The sequence below is a fragment of the Erythrobacter sp. S267 genome (assembly GCF_057365045.1).
This window is the reverse complement of record NZ_CP200298.1, coordinates 2,805,096-2,819,432: the sequence shown is the minus strand read 5'-3', so window position 1 is coordinate 2,819,432 and position 14,337 is coordinate 2,805,096. Positions and strand designations below refer to the sequence as shown.

General features: G+C 61.9%; 16 protein-coding genes and 1 pseudogene. 8 read left to right on the top strand and 9 right to left on the bottom strand.

Going from position 1 to position 14,337, the window contains the following annotated elements; all coding sequences use genetic code 11:
• Positions 1-170: 170 nt before the first annotated feature.
• Together AC0V6X_RS13235 and AC0V6X_RS13230 are read right to left on the bottom strand one after the other, a co-directional pair.
• On the bottom strand, positions 171-545 hold the full coding sequence (locus AC0V6X_RS13235) for a c-type cytochrome (RefSeq protein WP_486185014.1): 375 nt from the start codon (positions 543-545) through the stop codon (positions 171-173).
• 178 nt (positions 546-723) lie between these two features.
• Positions 724-1,395 carry a helix-turn-helix transcriptional regulator gene (locus AC0V6X_RS13230; protein WP_486185584.1) on the bottom strand — a complete coding sequence of 224 codons (672 nt, stop codon included), beginning with the start codon at positions 1,393-1,395 and terminating at the stop codon, positions 724-726.
• Positions 1,396-1,453: 58 nt separating this feature from the next.
• On the opposite strand from AC0V6X_RS13230, the gene AC0V6X_RS13225 reads away from it, so the two are divergent.
• Positions 1,454-1,990 carry a hypothetical protein gene (locus tag AC0V6X_RS13225; RefSeq protein WP_486185013.1) on the top strand — a complete coding sequence of 179 codons (537 nt, stop codon included), beginning with the start codon at positions 1,454-1,456 and terminating at the stop codon, positions 1,988-1,990.
• 48 nt (positions 1,991-2,038) lie between these two features.
• Here the strand turns inward: AC0V6X_RS13225 and purD are convergent, their stop codons facing one another.
• A complete protein-coding gene (purD, locus tag AC0V6X_RS13220; protein ID WP_486185012.1) occupies positions 2,039-3,310 on the bottom strand; it encodes a phosphoribosylamine--glycine ligase in 1,272 nt (423 codons plus the stop codon).
• On the opposite strand from purD, the gene xseA reads away from it, so the two are divergent.
• The 4 genes from xseA to AC0V6X_RS13200 are packed head-to-tail and all read left to right on the top strand — an operon-like array spanning position 3,309 to position 6,969.
• Entirely contained in the window at positions 3,309-4,796 is a 1,488-nt protein-coding gene (gene xseA / locus AC0V6X_RS13215; RefSeq protein ID WP_486185011.1) for an exodeoxyribonuclease VII large subunit, read from the top strand. The genes purD and xseA overlap by 2 nt on opposite strands.
• Before the next feature lie 22 nt (positions 4,797-4,818).
• Positions 4,819-5,022, top strand: coding sequence for a DUF2093 domain-containing protein (locus AC0V6X_RS13210; RefSeq protein WP_486185010.1), 204 nt, complete (start codon positions 4,819-4,821; stop codon positions 5,020-5,022).
• Positions 5,023-5,027: 5 nt separating this feature from the next.
• Positions 5,028-5,966, top strand: a complete 939-nt coding sequence (locus AC0V6X_RS13205) for a M23 family metallopeptidase (protein WP_486185009.1) — start codon at positions 5,028-5,030, stop codon at positions 5,964-5,966.
• Between the two features lie 13 nt (positions 5,967-5,979).
• Positions 5,980-6,969, top strand: a complete 990-nt coding sequence (locus tag AC0V6X_RS13200; protein WP_486185008.1) for an esterase-like activity of phytase family protein — start codon at positions 5,980-5,982, stop codon at positions 6,967-6,969.
• Between the two features lie 178 nt (positions 6,970-7,147).
• Here the strand turns inward: AC0V6X_RS13200 and rpmB are convergent, their stop codons facing one another.
• Positions 7,148-7,435, bottom strand: a complete 288-nt coding sequence (rpmB, locus tag AC0V6X_RS13195) for a 50S ribosomal protein L28 (RefSeq protein ID WP_486185007.1) — start codon at positions 7,433-7,435, stop codon at positions 7,148-7,150.
• A 150-nt stretch (positions 7,436-7,585) separates the two neighbouring features.
• On the opposite strand from rpmB, the pseudogene AC0V6X_RS13190 reads away from it, so the two are divergent.
• The 3 genes and pseudogenes from AC0V6X_RS13190 to AC0V6X_RS13180 all read left to right on the top strand — a co-directional run bounded on the left by AC0V6X_RS13190 (position 7,586) and on the right by AC0V6X_RS13180 (position 9,766).
• Positions 7,586-8,040: pseudogene (locus AC0V6X_RS13190) on the top strand (nucleoside deaminase).
• A gap of 12 nt (positions 8,041-8,052) precedes the next feature.
• Positions 8,053-8,490 carry a hypothetical protein gene (locus AC0V6X_RS13185; RefSeq protein WP_486185006.1) on the top strand — a complete coding sequence of 146 codons (438 nt, stop codon included), beginning with the start codon at positions 8,053-8,055 and terminating at the stop codon, positions 8,488-8,490.
• 133 nt (positions 8,491-8,623) lie between these two features.
• The gene (locus tag AC0V6X_RS13180; RefSeq protein ID WP_486185005.1) at positions 8,624-9,766 is read left to right on the top strand and encodes a lipocalin family protein; all 1,143 of its coding nucleotides are present in this window, start codon (positions 8,624-8,626) and stop codon (positions 9,764-9,766) included.
• Between the two features lie 73 nt (positions 9,767-9,839).
• Here AC0V6X_RS13180 and AC0V6X_RS13175 read toward each other — a convergent pair whose 3' ends face one another.
• The 5 genes from AC0V6X_RS13175 to AC0V6X_RS13155 all read right to left on the bottom strand — a co-directional run bounded on the left by AC0V6X_RS13175 (position 9,840) and on the right by AC0V6X_RS13155 (position 14,302).
• The gene (locus tag AC0V6X_RS13175; RefSeq protein WP_486185004.1) at positions 9,840-10,553 is read right to left on the bottom strand and encodes a ribonuclease T2 family protein; all 714 of its coding nucleotides are present in this window, start codon (positions 10,551-10,553) and stop codon (positions 9,840-9,842) included.
• Positions 10,534-10,914, bottom strand: a complete 381-nt coding sequence (locus AC0V6X_RS13170; protein WP_486185003.1) for a hypothetical protein — start codon at positions 10,912-10,914, stop codon at positions 10,534-10,536. Before AC0V6X_RS13170 ends, AC0V6X_RS13175 begins: the two co-directional genes overlap by 20 nt.
• Before the next feature lie 89 nt (positions 10,915-11,003).
• Entirely contained in the window at positions 11,004-11,873 is an 870-nt protein-coding gene (nadC, locus tag AC0V6X_RS13165) for a carboxylating nicotinate-nucleotide diphosphorylase (protein ID WP_486185002.1), read from the bottom strand.
• A 330-nt stretch (positions 11,874-12,203) separates the two neighbouring features.
• Complete coding sequence (locus tag AC0V6X_RS13160; RefSeq protein WP_486185001.1) at positions 12,204-13,001, bottom strand: LytR/AlgR family response regulator transcription factor; 798 nt, start codon at positions 12,999-13,001, stop codon at positions 12,204-12,206.
• Entirely contained in the window at positions 13,001-14,302 is a 1,302-nt protein-coding gene (locus AC0V6X_RS13155; RefSeq protein ID WP_486185000.1) for a sensor histidine kinase, read from the bottom strand. The genes AC0V6X_RS13160 and AC0V6X_RS13155 overlap by 1 nt, the downstream gene beginning before the upstream one ends.
• Positions 14,303-14,337: the final 35 nt, after the last annotated feature.

Here is a 14,337-nt window from a genome sequence, read left to right as displayed (position 1 = left end):
CTCCTTGTTCCTAGAGCGCGCGCATGAAACGACGAAAGCCCCGCTTTTCCGGCGGGGCTTCTCGTAGGGGCGGGGGATTCACAGGTCTGAAAGAGCGGCGCGCACTGTATCAGGCGCGTGGCCTGTAGGAAAACGCCCCGGGAAATGTTGGGGCAGGTTGCGGGATCGCCTCACCCGGTCGGCTTGTAATCCTCGCGCTGGAGCGTGATCATGTAATCCGCGACCTCCTCCACCCTCTCAGGCGTGAGATCGAAGTCCATCACCTCGGGATAGTTGTGCGCATTGGTCAGCCACGCCGCGAGCGACTCGCGATCCAGCCCCCGTGCATTGGCGATATGCTCAAAGCTCGGCGCGAGTTCATTGGGCGACTGAAAGGGAGGCTCCACCGCATGGCACCCGCCACAAGCCGCCTCGATAAAGGCGGTCGGACGAGCAGGCTCGGCATTGGAGGCCGCAACTTGCGGAGCGGCAGGCTGCGCGGTCTGGCAGGCCGCAAGGCTAAGCGGAGCTGCAAGGATCAGGGCGAGGCGGGTGCTGGGTGTCATCATACCCCACTTATGAGCCGGAAAGCGCCCGACTTCATTGATCAAGATCAATTTTGAAGAGGGCGCAGCCTTTGCGAGAAATGTGTCTTGAAAGCCTAGTGTGACAGATAATTCGCTTGGGAGCAGGCCTCTTGTTCCTCGCCTTTCAAACGTATCCGCGCTGCGTTCAGAATGATCGTCAGATATAGATCAAGCCGAGTTTCAACGCGCGGATGACCGCGCTCAATCGGTCGTGGGTATTGAGCTTTTCAAAGACCCGCTTTCGATAGGTTTTCACGGTCTCCGGTGACAGATCCAGAATAACGCCGATGTCAAAAGATGACTTCCCGCGAGCCATCCAGGACAGGACCTCACTCTCGCGCTTGGACAAGGCAGTGGGCTGATGCTCTTCGTCAACGAGATGGCACAGCCGCTGATGCGCCATCTGGGCGAGTGACCTGATAAATGCGACCGTTTGCGGCTCAAGCGTTTCGAGCGGCAATCCGAAATCAAAAGAAGCGTAGGCCTGCCTGCCTTTTGGGCCAAAGAGCACAAGGCCAAAGCCATGTTCGAGCCCTTCAGCCTTCATCGCAGCCAAATAGGCTTCTTGCTCCGGGGTGTTTGGCTCTGCCGCCATTGCTTCGGCCCATGTCATGGACTCCCCGGTTGCATAGGTGCGGCTTGGGATCGGGTCATGCGAACGAAAGTCGGACTGCTCATACTTCTCAAGCCATTCCGGCGAGAAACCGTGTGCATATACGATCGTTCGCATTGAAGTTGGTTCATCGAATATGGGCGAGAAGTGATAGCTCATGCGCTTCACGCCATTCTCAATGCAGACATCTCGAACAAGTTCGAGAACCGAAGTCATATCGTTCAAGCTATCGATTCTAGGTACCAGGTCCCGCATTGCCCCATAAATATACCACATGTCCCCCGGTTGGGCGACTGCGGCGATTTCAATAGACGTCTATTGGCCCCACGCGCTCCGAGCAGCGCAGCCGTTCGGGTCGCGTTTTGAGCTGGCGTTTCGCGCTGGCTCGAAATCCGAACAAGTAGTCCCGGTGGTGCGTTGGTTTCCTCCAAGCGCGCCGCCGGGCATTTGGATTCGCAAGGGGTTTGATATGCGCACAGTCACTCATCTGGTAAAAAAGCTGCGCTCCTCATTTCAAGCAGCTCCCTCTTCGCGCGACACGGCCTCGGCGGATGAGAGCCTCTGCCGCGAGCACGCGAAGCACCTCCTGAAGGTCCTTCGCGTTCGGCAGGATAACGGCCTGACCACAGAGCTTAGGCAGCTTCATTCGATCACTGACTTCACGCAAGGCCAGGCACTGCGCGCATTGAAAGTGCTTGAAAATTCGGGACTTGTGACGGTCAATGAATGCGTCGAAGACTATTTCGCATCGACCATTCGTGTCACCATTGAAAATGGCAAAGTGGACGCGATTAGACTGGCTATTGGCTAAATTCGCCTGACTGGGCTTTAGGGAAGACGCTTGAGTGAGTCTTAGCCGCTAACCCTCCCGAGCCACTTCCTTCCACCCGATATCGCGCCGGCAAAACCCGCTCGGGAATTCGATGGCGTCGACCGTTTCGTAGGCGCGCGCCTTTGCTGCGGTCACGCTGTCTCCGGTTGCGGTGACGTTGAGGACGCGGCCTCCCTTGGCGTAGAGCGTGCCGTCTGTGTCCAGCGCGGTGCCGGCGTGGAAGATTTTCGAGCCTAGCCGTTCGGCGTCCCACAGCTCGATTGCGCCGCCTTTCTCCGGGGTGCTGGGATAGCCCTTGGCGGCCATGACGACGGTGAGCGCGGCGCTGTCGGAGAACTCTGCCTCCTCACCTGCTAACTCACCCTTGGCGCAGGCGAGCATCACGGCGGCGAGGTCTCCGGCGAAGCGCATCATCAGCACCTGGCATTCCGGGTCGCCGAAGCGGCAATTGTACTCGACCAGCTTGGGGCCTTGGTCGGTCAGCATCAGGCCTGCATAGAGCACGCCGGAATAGGGCGTTCCCTCGGCAGCAAGGGTCTTTACGGTCGGCTCAATAATGGTCTTGAAGGCGGTTTCCAAAACCTCGGGTGTCACGATGGAGGCGGGCGAATAGGCGCCCATGCCGCCAGTATTGGGCCCGACATCGCCCTCACCTACCTGTTTGTGGTCCTGCGCGGTGCCGAAGGGAAGGATCGTCTCGCCATCGGTGATCGCAAAGAGGCTCGCTTCCTCGCCGACCATGAATTCCTCGATCACGACCTCTGCGCCCGCTGCTCCGAACTGCCCGCCGAACATGTCCTCGAGCGCGGCGAGTGCCTCTTCGTGGGTTTCGGCGATCACCACCCCCTTGCCCGCGGCGAGGCCATCGGCCTTGAGCACATAGGGCGCGTCAAAATCGCTGAGCGCCGTCTTGGCCTCCTCTAAAGACGTCGTGCGGACATAGCCTGCGGTGGGGATATTGGCGCGCGCGCACAGATCCTTGGTGAAGCCCTTGGACCCTTCGAGCTGGGCCGCGTCGGCTGATGGACCGAAGGTTGGGATATGGTGCTTGCGAAGCGAATCGGCGAGGCCGTCGACCAGCGGCGCCTCAGGCCCGACCACGACCAGACCAATCGCGTGCAGCTCGCAAAAGTCGATCACCGCCGTGTGATCGCCGACATCCAGCGTGACGGGCTCGGCAACCTCAGCCATGCCCGGATTTCCGGGGGCGGCGTAGAGCTTTGACAGGGAGGGGGATTGCGCGAGCTTCCACGCTAACGCATGTTCGCGACCTCCCGATCCGATGAGCAGGATATTCATGGCCCCTCCGCCTTCCAATAATGAAACCAATGGGCTGGTAGCGCGCCAGCGACAGGGCGACAACGCCGAGCCGCTCTCGATCACCGAGATTTCGCTCGCGCTGAAGCGCACGGTGGAGGATCAGTTCGGCTATGTCCGCGTCCGGGGCGAGATTTCGCGGGTCTCACGCCCGCGCTCGGGTCATGTCTACACGACGCTGAAGGACGAGAAATCGAACCTCGACGCGGTGATCTGGAAGGGCAATGCGGCGCGCCTGACCTTTGAGCCCGAGGAAGGGCTGGAGGTGATCGCTACGGGTAAGCTCACCACCTATCCCGGCCAGTCGAAGTATCAGATCGTGATCGAGCGGCTGGAGCTGGCGGGCGAGGGCGCTTTGCTGGCACTGCTCGAGAAAACCCGCGCGCGGCTGGCGGCAGAAGGCCTGTTTGACGAGGCGCGCAAAAAGCGATTGCCTTATCTGCCGCGCACCATCGGTGTTGTCACTTCACCAACCGGATCGGTTATCCGTGACATCCTCCACAGGCTCGCCGATCGCTTCCCAAGCCATGTGATTGTCTGGCCGGTGTTGGTGCAGGGGCAGGGCGCAGCGGAGCAGGTGGCGGGCGCTATCCGTGGTTTTTCAGAGCTTTCTCCGGGCGGAGCGGTCGCAAAGCCCGATCTGGTGATCGTTGCACGCGGGGGCGGCTCGATCGAGGATCTGTGGGGCTTCAACGAGGAAGCGGTGGTGCGCGCCATCGCTGAATGTACCATCCCGGTTATCTCCGCTGTGGGGCATGAGACTGATACGACGCTCGCAGACTTTGCCGCCGACCGCCGTGCGCCGACTCCCACCGCTGCTGCTGAAATGGCGGTGCCGGTGCGCGCGGATCTGGAGGCGACGCTTGCCGATTTCGGAGCTCGCCAGCGCCGTGCGGTGCATCGCCCGGTGGAGCTTGGGCGTGAGCGGCTGGATGCGCGGATGCGGCGGATGCCTCGGATTGAGGCTCTGCTTCAACCTCAGGCCCAGCGGCTTGATGACGCGACCGAGCGGCTGCGGCGCGGGCTGATGGACCGGGCTGGGCGCGGGCGGGAAAAACTCGCCGGATGGGCCTCGCGCCTCAATCCGCGTTTGCTTGAGCAGAGCCTCGATCGGCGCAAGGAGCGGCTCGATGCGGTGCGCTTGACGCCCGCCCTCGTGCAGCGTCCCATTGCGAATGCCCGCGAGAGGCTCGCGAGCCTTGCGCGGATTGCCGAGCAGCTTCACCCCGACAAGCCGCTGGAGCGAGGCTATGCCATCGTCCGCAGTGCTGACGGCGTCGCGCTGACGACCAAAGCGCAGGCCGAGCGGGAGAGTGCGCTTTCGCTCAAATTCAAGGATGGCGAGCTGGGTGTTGGCGTAGGCGATGCGCCTCCTCCCGCTGCATCCACGCCTCCGCCCCCGGCCCCCAAGCGCAAAGCATCGCGGCGAAAGGATGCGGGTCCGCGCCAAGAGGATTTGTTCGGCTAAATGACTGTGCTAAAGGGACGACATGTTGATGTATAAAGGCGATAAGGCCGCAAAGCTCCAATATCTCCCCTCCAACTACCGCATCTTGCGCTCTGGACAATTTGTCGTGTGCGCGGTGTCGGGCGCGGAAATTCCGCTTGAGGAATTGTGCTATTGGAGCGCGGAGCATCAGGAGGCCTACGCGACCGCAGAGATCGCGACCAACCGCCTGTTGGGCAAGGTTTGAACGGGATGCGCGCGCTGTTGGCAGCGGGCGCGGCGCTCGTGCTGGGCACCGCTGGTCTCACCGCCTGTTCTGGCAGCGAAGCGGCCACGCCCAAAGGCGTGTCGGAAGCGCCGGCTGAGGCGACTGTGATCGAGGTTGCTCGCGAACCCATCGCTGAAGACGCTGCATCAGAGCCTTTCGCTGGACAGAACACGCGCTTCTCCTATTCGGGCGAGCTGACGCAGGGCGGCTTTATTCGCGGGCTGGTCCCCGATGGGACCGTCTCCGCCAGCCTTGGTGAGCGCGCCATCAAATTTGCCGAGGACGGCTCGTTCTTCGCCGCCTTTGACCGTGACCTTGGCACCTCCGTCATGCTGAGCGCCAATCTCGAAACAGGGCAGGTGGTGCGCGAGGAGCTGTCCTTGTCACAGCGCACATGGCAGACCCAGCGTCTCAATATCCGCCGTCGCCCCGGCGGGCCGAGCGCCGCCTTCATGCAGCGCCGCCAGCCGCAGATCGATGCGATCAATGCAGCGCGTGCTCAAGACACCGGCGCGCAAGGGTGGCGGCAGGACTTCATCTGGCCGGTAAAGGGGCGCATCTCCAGCCCGTTTGGCGTGCAGCGCTATTACAGCGGCGAGAAAGCGGGATATCACCGTGGGATCGACATCGCGCCGGGCAATGGAGTGCCTTTCGTAGCGCCGGCTGATGGCGTCGTGGTGCTTGCCGGGATGGATTACATCTTCGAAGGCGGGCTGATCATCATCGACCACGGGGCCGGGCTGAACAGCGCGTTCCTCCATGCCTCCAAAATCCATGTGCAGGTTGGGGATGAAGTGCGCCAAGGCCAGCATATCGGCAATGTCGGCAGCACGGGCCGCTCCACGGGTCCGCATCTCGACTGGGGCCTGTGGTGGAATGGCGCGCGCTTTGATCCGCGCCTGCTCGCCGGACCCATGAACTAGGAAAGCAGGGCGGATGATCCGCAAGAGGCGGCTTGCAGCTTTGGTCGCCCTTTGCGCTTTGGCCGCGCCCGGCACATGGCTGCGCTCTGAGATTTCCGAAACACTGCCGACGCAATTTTCGGTTGAGCAAGTCGCTGGCGCTTCCTCCACATCAGACCCCGCATGGCGCGTTGAAGGCGTGTGGGACTATCGCGCTGCTGGCGAGAGCGGACAGGGCAAGTTCTTCGGCGGCTTCTCCGCGATCCTGCCTTTGGGCCAGAACACGTTGCGAGTGTTCTCCGACCGCGGCGTGCGCTTCACCTTCACCGTCCCCGATCAGCCCGCGCGGCCACGCGCTCGCCCTGTCACGCGCCAATTGGTTGAGCCCAAGCTGATGTACCAGCTGTGGGATATCGAGAGCGCGACCCGCGATCCGGCGACCGGCACTTATTGGCTCGGTTATGAGTTCCGTCACGCAATCCACCGCTTCACCGCCGCGAGCGAAGGCGATGGGATGGTCGCTCTCGACAGTGTTGAGCCGGAGCTGGACTGGTATGCCAATGGCGGGCTAGAGGCGATGGAGCGCCTCTCCGATGGGCGCTTCTTTGCGCTGGGAGAGAGGCAGGATTACGCGCTTGTCTGGCCGGGCGATCCAGTTGAGGGAGGGCAACCGGTGCGCATCCCCTTCACCAACCCCGCGCCGGACTTTGCCGCTTCCGACATGGCGCAATTGCCCGATGGCCGCGTGCTGGTGTTGATGCGGCAGCCGGTGCTGTGGGTGCCGCATTTCGAAGCGCTGCTGCTGATCGGAGAGCCGCCCGCACCCGGCTCAACCGATCCTTTCGCGCCCGAGATCGCCTTGCTGCTCGACGAAGTGATCCCTGCCGACAATTACGAAGGGCTGGCAGTGCGCGAGGGGGAGGATGGCGAGGTCATCGTCTGGATCCTCGCGGATAACAATTTCTCGATCCTCCAGCGCAACCTGCTCGCCAAGCTGGTCTTCACGCCAAACGCGGAACGCTAGCTCCCGACGAAGTCGCAGACTTCGCAAGCGCGACTGCGCGCCCGCAGCGGCCCCGTAGCGAAGCGGAGGGAATAGCCGTGAGGATTCCAAGAGACCCTACAATACAAAAAGGCGCGAGGGCCCAAGCCCTGCACGCCTTTTTGAAATCCGACTTGCCCCGCAGGGCAGATCGAAAAGCTTACGCCTCAGCGACAGCCTTTTTCAGCTCACGCTTCACTTTGAGTGCGCGCGGCGACAGCTTGTCGTCCTTGGTCTTCAGCAGCCAGTTGTCGAGACCGCCATTGTGCTCAACCGAGCGCAGGCCGTGGGTCGACACGCGGAACTTGAAACCACGGTCGAGCTTCTCGCTCAGCAGGGTAACGTTCTGCAGGTTGGGCAGGAAGACGCGCTTGGTCTTGTTGTTGGCGTGGCTAACGTTGTTGCCCACCTGGCGGCCCTTGCCGGTCAGTTCGCAAATGCGCGACATGATAAATCTCGTCTCTTGTCTACAGTGGCGGGAACACCGCGCGATACGCGGTCCGAACGCTCGGATATCCCGGAAAGCGCGGCGCATAGCTGCCCCCAAGCGAATCGTCAATTGATTCGTGGGCCTCAGATCACTAGCGCTGGGTGGGTAATGACGAAGTGGCCGCTCCCCGAACCCATGCGACACGCTCTGGATGCCGCGCGCAAAGCGGCTGAGGCAGGCGAAGTGCCCGTCGGCGCGGTGCTGGTCAAGGATGGTGAGGTTATCGCGGTCGCGGGCAACGCAACCCGCTCCCCCCCGATCCGACCGGCCATGCAGAGATGCGCGTGCTGCGAGAAGGCGCAGAGACCTTGGGACAGGATCGGCTGACCGGCTGCGACCTCTATGTCACGCTGGAGCCCTGCGTGATGTGCGCCGGAGCCATCAGCCACGCCCGCATCGCCCGCCTCTACTACGCCGCCAGCGATCCCAAAGGCGGAGGGGTCGAACACGGCGCGCGCGTCTTCGAGCAAGAGCAATGCATGCACAAGCCCGAAGTCTACACCGGCATGGGCGAGGAAGAGGCAGCCGAGTTGCTGCGAGGGTTCTTCAGGGAGCGGCGGTGAAGGGGGTTGTCGATGATGTATGAGGTCGAAATCAGGAAGCCAGTTAGCTTTGATGAGTGCCGAACGGTGTTCTCAGACCTATTGCAGATTGCCTCAGAAAGAATAGTTCGCCCTGTTGACCTGATCGACCTGCCAAATTCTTCTTCCGAGGCTCTTTCGATCTGGGTAGATCCTCCGGCATCAGACCCATGGAATTCTATAACCTTGGATCAATACCCTTATGACAAGCCACTCGACCTGTTGCCCCTAGGGCCGGAGTTGGTGGCTGCATTTGGTTGCGAGGTGGCTTTGTCAGGGGCATTTGAGCATCCGTACCGCTACGTGATCTTTCGCACTGATGGCTCCCAAATGATTGCGGAGATGACTCAAGTGGACAGTCCTATTGAATTTTCAATCGAGGAAGGTCCTTTCCCAGCCCGCCAGTGGAAATGCATTGGTGGATCGGCATAATCGGCGGTGGCCTAACCGCTCGTCACCCTTTCGCCGCCCCATTCATCAGGCCTCAGCCTCCGTTCAGCGCGCGAATGACAGCTTTGCTGCTGCGCTGTGATAGTTTCGGCATGCGCGACTAAGGGGGCAGACGATGCGAGCACCAATTCTAAAGGCGTTTCTGGCAGCACTGGCGGCTCTTCTCGCTGCGCCCCTCTCGGCCAATCCCGAAGAGGTTGCGCCTGAGGGCTGGTCGCGCTCGGTCAATAACGAAGTCATCATCTATCAGTCGAACCCTCCCGGTGAGGCGATGGCGTTTCGCACCTTTCCGCTGGGCAGTGACTTGGCCGAGCAGGTTGAGTTGTTCACCGGCATCGTTACCGGCAGAGCCGACCGGATCGTGCGGTCAGAGGAGAGCATTCGAGGCCCCGCTCAGATCCACGAAATCGACTATACCCGCCGCGGCGTCACCATGGCGAGCACCACCGTGGGCGTCCGCAAACCAGACGGTTCGGTGATGGTCGTGACCTATATGGCAGCGCGCTCAAACCCAGCTTTTGATGCCCGCGCTGAGCAAGTGCTTCAGCGGATGAGCGCGCTTGCCGCGTCGCAGCCGAGAACCCTACCGCGAACCCCAACGCCCTCTGTTGCAGCACCCGCTAGCGGCTCTGGCCCCGCCGTTGCACGCGTGCTGTTCGACCTCAAATATTCCTATGGCGTGGGCGGAGCGGCCTATCCGACCTACCACCTGATCGCTTTGCTCGAAGATGGAACGGCGGTGCGGCTGGGCAGCTATGCGCTCGATGACATCAACGTGGCCGCGATCCGGCGCGAAGACCGTGGCCATGTCGGAACCTGGCGGCGCAATGGCAGCGAGTTTGCGGTGCGCTGGACCGATGGCGATACGTCAGACTTGAAGCCCAGCGTCGGCCCGCCCGCCCCTTTGCCCTCCGCCAGCCAATTGCGCGGCACCTATCAAGCCATTGGCGGAGGCGGGAACACCGCCTTTGGAGGCCAGACTCTGACAGCCCAGGTTAAACAGCTGACCTTCAACAGCGACGGCACCTTCACCCAGTCGAGCCGCACCAGCGGCAGCTCGGCCGCCGCCGCTGCGCGCGCTGGCTCTGCAAATAGAGGGCGCTGGCAATTGGACGGAGCGAACCTCACGCTCACCTACGCCAATGGCCGGACCTTGCGCACCACCGTCTTCTACAGCGGCAACCGTGATGCTTCCGCGCGAGGAGGGAGATACGGCGTGCTGTGGATCGGCGGAGAGGATTACCGGCGTCGCCAGTGAGCAGGTTGCGCGAGAGTTGAGCCTCGATCCTGTCCGTGCATTTGAGCTGCGCGCGTTAGGCTACAGTCTAAACCTACAGGCCCCGCCAAATCTTTGCTTGCGTCGCATCCCTCGCGCCCAGCCTGCGCCGGTCGCAGCGCGTGGGGAGGAAGCGGCGGTTGTAGCACAGGCGCAATTCCTCCAGCCAACCGTCCTCATTCAGCTTCACGCCGATATTCTCCGGTCGCCAAAGCCGCCCATTGGCATCGGCAAAGGCTTGCCGGATGCGCCCTGCGGTGAGGTCATCCTCGCGGCTGATGCGGTCGTAATCGGGGATGCGCAAACTCTCCCACAGAATGCGCGTGACGCCCAGATACGTCTCTGGCCGACGCGCCATGCAGCTGCCGTGCTTCTCCCATTGCCGCGCGATCAGGCGGGCCGAGGGCATCATGCACATATTCTCGCGCACCTGGCGCGGGGTGAGGCGGCGGGTCGTTTCACACCATTGCGGCCATCGCCCATTCGCGCTCTGAGGCCACAGTCCATGGACGACAAAGCCAAACCGCCCGTTCTCTCCCGAGCACTGTACGCGGTGGGATCGCGAGTCCTGCCGCGTGCGGCAAAAGGCGGGCGACCAACTGAGCGCAAGCGTGTAGCCTGTGACCTCAAGGTCCCGCCGCGGCGCATCGGGCGTGATGCGCGGCACGGTCGAGACGCTAGGCGCGCGGCATTGATAGGCCTGGGCGGAAAGCGCCGTCGGCATTGTCAGGGCAACCAGAACAAGCAGCCTATTCAAATATGGCAGCATCGGATTGCCTTGGCTCCCTGGCTTTGCCCAACCATTCGGACGCTGATGGAAGAAAGAGGAGAACCGCGCCAACGCCAAGGACAATCGGTGTGATCGCGTCGCTGGCATTGTAACTGAAATAGGCGCCGAGATGCCCGTCATATGCAAAGCTTGCGAGCGTATAGAGGAGGTTGGCCAACATCACGATCGCCGCGACGGTCACAAGCCAACGCGCAATCGAGCTGGCGAAGAGCCAGATCGCAATCACCGGAATAGCCGCGATCGTGAAGCGCGCCGAGAGCTCAACCACAGTCCTGTCAAATTCTGCCCGGGCAGCCGAAGAGTCCAATTCAAGCATCGAATACCAGCTGTAGAGATCCATCAGGCCGCCTATAAAGTGCCATAGAGCTGCTCCGAGCAAGAGCGTGGCAAACAACCAGATCGACCAAGGCCTCGGCCCCCTTGCCACCCTCATACCGGCTTGAAGTCCAGCCCGACGTCGGCCGCCGGTGCACTCTGGGTCAGCCTGCCTACGGAGCAATAGTCGACGCCGCTCGCTGCCTTCGCAGCAATGGTGTCGAGGTTGATCCCACCGCTCGCCTCCGTCGCGGTGCGGCCATTGACGATGGCGACCGCCTGTTTGAGCGTATCGGGCCGCATATTGTCGAGCAGCAGGTGGTGCGCGCCTGCCTCAATCGCGGGTTCGATCTGGTCGAGGTGGTCGACTTCGCAGATGATCGGTTTGACGCCTGCCTCTGCGGCACGGCGGACGGCTTCTCCGACACTCCCTGCCACCGCGACATGGTTGTCCTTGATCATCGCTGCGTCCCACAGGCCCATGCGGTGGTTCTGCGCGCCGCCTTTTCGGGTGGCGTATTTCTCCAGCACGCGCAGGCCGGGCAGTGTCTTGCGCGTGTCGAGCAAAGTGCACGTGCCTGACCCCACCTGCATCGCGGCGACATAATCGCGCGTCATCGAGGCGATGCCGGAGAGGTGCTGCACGATGTTGAGCGCACTGCGCTCCGCCGTCAGCAGCGCGCGCGCATTGCCCTCAAGCCGCATCAAATCCGCCCCCGGCTCCACCGCATCGCCGTCATTAACGAGCGTTTCGATCATGCAATCAGGATCAAGATGCCGGAAAAACGCCTCAGCCAGCGGAAGTCCCGCGACAACAATCGCATCGCGGCTGTCCATCACGCCAGCGAAGCGCGCGTCCGCCGGAATGACGCTCTCCGAGGTCACATCTTTGCCGCCGCCCTCCAGACCAACGCCAAGGTCCTCGGCAAGCGTGTCGCGGATGAATGCGTCGAGGTCGAAGCCGGGGAGGGTAAAGGTACTCATGTTGCACTGCTTGGCCGTTTTTTTGTTTCGCCTCAAGCGCCGGAGGAGAGTCTTTGTTTGCGCACCCCATCCGGGGTGCGATATCCTCGCTCACACGACCTGAAGGTCGCGTCGCTGCGGGCGGGCGGTCGCCCTTGCGGCGGCTGCGCCGCCGTGCTCCGCGATTACCTAGCTACGAAGCGCCTAGCCTCTTGGTGCCAGCCGCGCGAGTAGCGCTGGCTCGGTCCACGACCAGTGGACCGCGAGGCCACGCGGCCGAGCCGCAGGTGCCCCGCAGCGAAGCGGAGGGAACAGCACCGAGGAGTTCGCCCGGATGGGCGAACACAAACATCAGTGCACAAACCTAGCAACGACATCCCGATAGCTGCGCGAGACCTTCACCTCGGTGCCGCTATCCAGCACCAGGAAGCACTCGCCGTTCGTATGCGGTTTGACCTGCCGGACCTGATCCAGGTTGACGATGGTCGAGCGGTGCACGCGTTGGAATTTGCGGGGGTCCAGGCGGCGCTCCAGATCCTTCATCGTCTCGCGCAGGATCAGCGAATTGTCGCCGGTATAGATGCACATATAGTCGCCCGCGGCCTCGATATGCTCGATGCTTTCGACTTCCACGCGGAAGATCTGACCGCGATCCTTGACGTTGATGAGCTTTTCGAAGCGGTCTGCGCTTTCCGTGCCATCGCCGCCAAAGTCAGCCGCGCGGTCGGGCGCGACTTCGGACAGCACGCCGAGCAATTGCTCCGCATCCTCCGTAGATTTCTTCTCAGCCAGGCGTTGGCGGACGCGCTCGATCGTGTCGGCGAGCTTGTCCGAATCGACCGGCTTCATCAGATAGTTGACCGCATTGGCTTCGAAGGCGCGGATCGCGTGCTCTTCATAAGCGGTGACGAAGACGAAGAGCGGGGGCTCGATCTCCATCACGCCTTTGACCACGGAAAATCCGTCAAAACCCGGCATTTGAATGTCGAGGAAGACGAGATCGGGCTTCTCCGTCTTGATCTTGCGGATTGCCTCTCGCCCGTTGGAGCAGGTGTCGATCACTTCGACATCCTCAAACGGTTCGAGCCGGACCTGAAGGCCCTGAATGGCGAGTTTTTCGTCATCGACGAGGATAGTGCGTATCGTCATTAGGAGTTTCCAATAGCGCTTTTGGGGTTGATTTTGACCACATTTCCGGCGTCTTCGGGGGTGTTGTCCGGGGCAGTGATCGCGGGGGGTGTTTGGGGCGGGTTGGCCGCATCGGGAGCCTCTTTGGGGGAGGCGAGAACCTCTGCGGGCGCGGCGTCCGCATCGGGCTGGTAAGGGATTTCGATCAGAACCGTGAAGCCACCGCCGGCTTGCGAGCGGCTTTCGAACAGGTGATCGTCGCCATAAGACTGCATCAGCCGGTTGCGAATATTGGCAAGGCCGACCCCGGTCGAGATCGGTTGGGTCGACCCTTGCGCAATCGGTCCAGCACTTTGGCCGACCTGCTGGATGGGATCGAGCATGGAGAGCTGGACTGGCCCATCAGCGCCGGGCCCTGTATCCTCGACCGCAATCCGTAAGCGTTGCCCGACAACGCGTGCGGAAAGCGCGATTTCTGCGCCTTCCTCTTGCGGGCTGACGGCATATTTGATCGCGTTCTCGACCAGCGGTTGGAGCAGCATGGCGGGAAGGCTGGCGCAGAGCGCGGCGTCGTCAATCTCAAACCGGGTGCGCAGCCGCTCTTCAAACCGCATGCGTTCAATGTCGAGATAGAGCTGCAAAGTCTCAATCTCTTGCGCCAGCGTGACCTGACTGCCCGGTTCGGTAATCAGCGTGTGGCGCAGGAAGCCGGACAGGCGCGTCAGCATCGCATTGGCTTGATCGGTCTGTTTGAGCAGCACCAGCGTGCTGATTGAATTCAGCGTGTTGAACAGGAAGTGCGGATTGAGTTGATAACGCAGCATCGCAAGCTGCGCGGCGGTGGCCTGCGCCTCCAACCGCTCCAACCGGTCCGCCTGCTGCTCGACCGTCAGGAAGAAGTTGATCGCGTAATACAGCGCGCTCCATGCGCCCAGCAGCGTTAGCGGGATGAAGGACAGGCCGATCAGCCGCTGCGCAAAGGTCGTCTCACGCAAAGTGCCGTAATACAGGCCCTGCAACCACGCATCGAGGGTCGCGTAAATGATCACCGCCAACATCAGCACGATGAAAGAGCCGCCCCAGGTGACAATCGGCTGGCGCCCGATCAGCTGGCGGTAAATCACGGAAAGGACGAGCGAGATCGAGAAGCCGGTCACGGTCGTCACCAACAGCACGACCAGCAGGTCGAGCGGCTGGCTGTTGGCGACGGCGACCATGGTCCGTAGCAGGAAATAGCCGCCCCAGCCCGCCAGCTGGAGGTTCCAGAAGGCGCGGTTTTTGCTCGCAAAGAAGGGAGCCGGCTGTATCCGCATCATCGACATTGCAGACAGGTGTAGCCCATTTTTCGGTTCGTCGC

What these genes read in the sequence shown, in the direction of transcription:
- AC0V6X_RS13210 (WP_486185010.1), top strand. Translation starts at nt 4,819, where the DNA reads ATGTTGATGTATAAAGGCGATAAGGCCGCAAAGCTCCAATATCTCCCC.
- AC0V6X_RS13175 (WP_486185004.1), bottom strand. Translation starts at nt 10,553, where the DNA reads ATGCTGCCATATTTGAATAGGCTGCTTGTTCTGGTTGCCCTGACAATG.
- AC0V6X_RS13205 (WP_486185009.1), top strand. Translation starts at nt 5,028, where the DNA reads ATGCGCGCGCTGTTGGCAGCGGGCGCGGCGCTCGTGCTGGGCACCGCT.
- AC0V6X_RS13230 (WP_486185584.1), bottom strand. Translation starts at nt 1,395, where the DNA reads ATGACTTCGGTTCTCGAACTTGTTCGAGATGTCTGCATTGAGAATGGC.
- purD (WP_486185012.1), bottom strand. Translation starts at nt 3,310, where the DNA reads ATGAATATCCTGCTCATCGGATCGGGAGGTCGCGAACATGCGTTAGCG.
- AC0V6X_RS13180 (WP_486185005.1), top strand. Translation starts at nt 8,624, where the DNA reads ATGCGAGCACCAATTCTAAAGGCGTTTCTGGCAGCACTGGCGGCTCTT.
- AC0V6X_RS13235 (WP_486185014.1), bottom strand. Translation starts at nt 545, where the DNA reads ATGACACCCAGCACCCGCCTCGCCCTGATCCTTGCAGCTCCGCTTAGC.
- AC0V6X_RS13160 (WP_486185001.1), bottom strand. Translation starts at nt 13,001, where the DNA reads ATGACGATACGCACTATCCTCGTCGATGACGAAAAACTCGCCATTCAG.
- AC0V6X_RS13200 (WP_486185008.1), top strand. Translation starts at nt 5,980, where the DNA reads ATGATCCGCAAGAGGCGGCTTGCAGCTTTGGTCGCCCTTTGCGCTTTG.
- xseA (WP_486185011.1), top strand. Translation starts at nt 3,309, where the DNA reads ATGGCCCCTCCGCCTTCCAATAATGAAACCAATGGGCTGGTAGCGCGC.
- AC0V6X_RS13170 (WP_486185003.1), bottom strand. Translation starts at nt 10,914, where the DNA reads ATGGATCTCTACAGCTGGTATTCGATGCTTGAATTGGACTCTTCGGCT.
- nadC (WP_486185002.1), bottom strand. Translation starts at nt 11,873, where the DNA reads ATGAGTACCTTTACCCTCCCCGGCTTCGACCTCGACGCATTCATCCGC.
- AC0V6X_RS13155 (WP_486185000.1), bottom strand. Translation starts at nt 14,302, where the DNA reads ATGTCGATGATGCGGATACAGCCGGCTCCCTTCTTTGCGAGCAAAAAC.
- AC0V6X_RS13225 (WP_486185013.1), top strand. Translation starts at nt 1,454, where the DNA reads ATGTCCCCCGGTTGGGCGACTGCGGCGATTTCAATAGACGTCTATTGG.
- AC0V6X_RS13185 (WP_486185006.1), top strand. Translation starts at nt 8,053, where the DNA reads ATGATGTATGAGGTCGAAATCAGGAAGCCAGTTAGCTTTGATGAGTGC.
- rpmB (WP_486185007.1), bottom strand. Translation starts at nt 7,435, where the DNA reads ATGTCGCGCATTTGCGAACTGACCGGCAAGGGCCGCCAGGTGGGCAAC.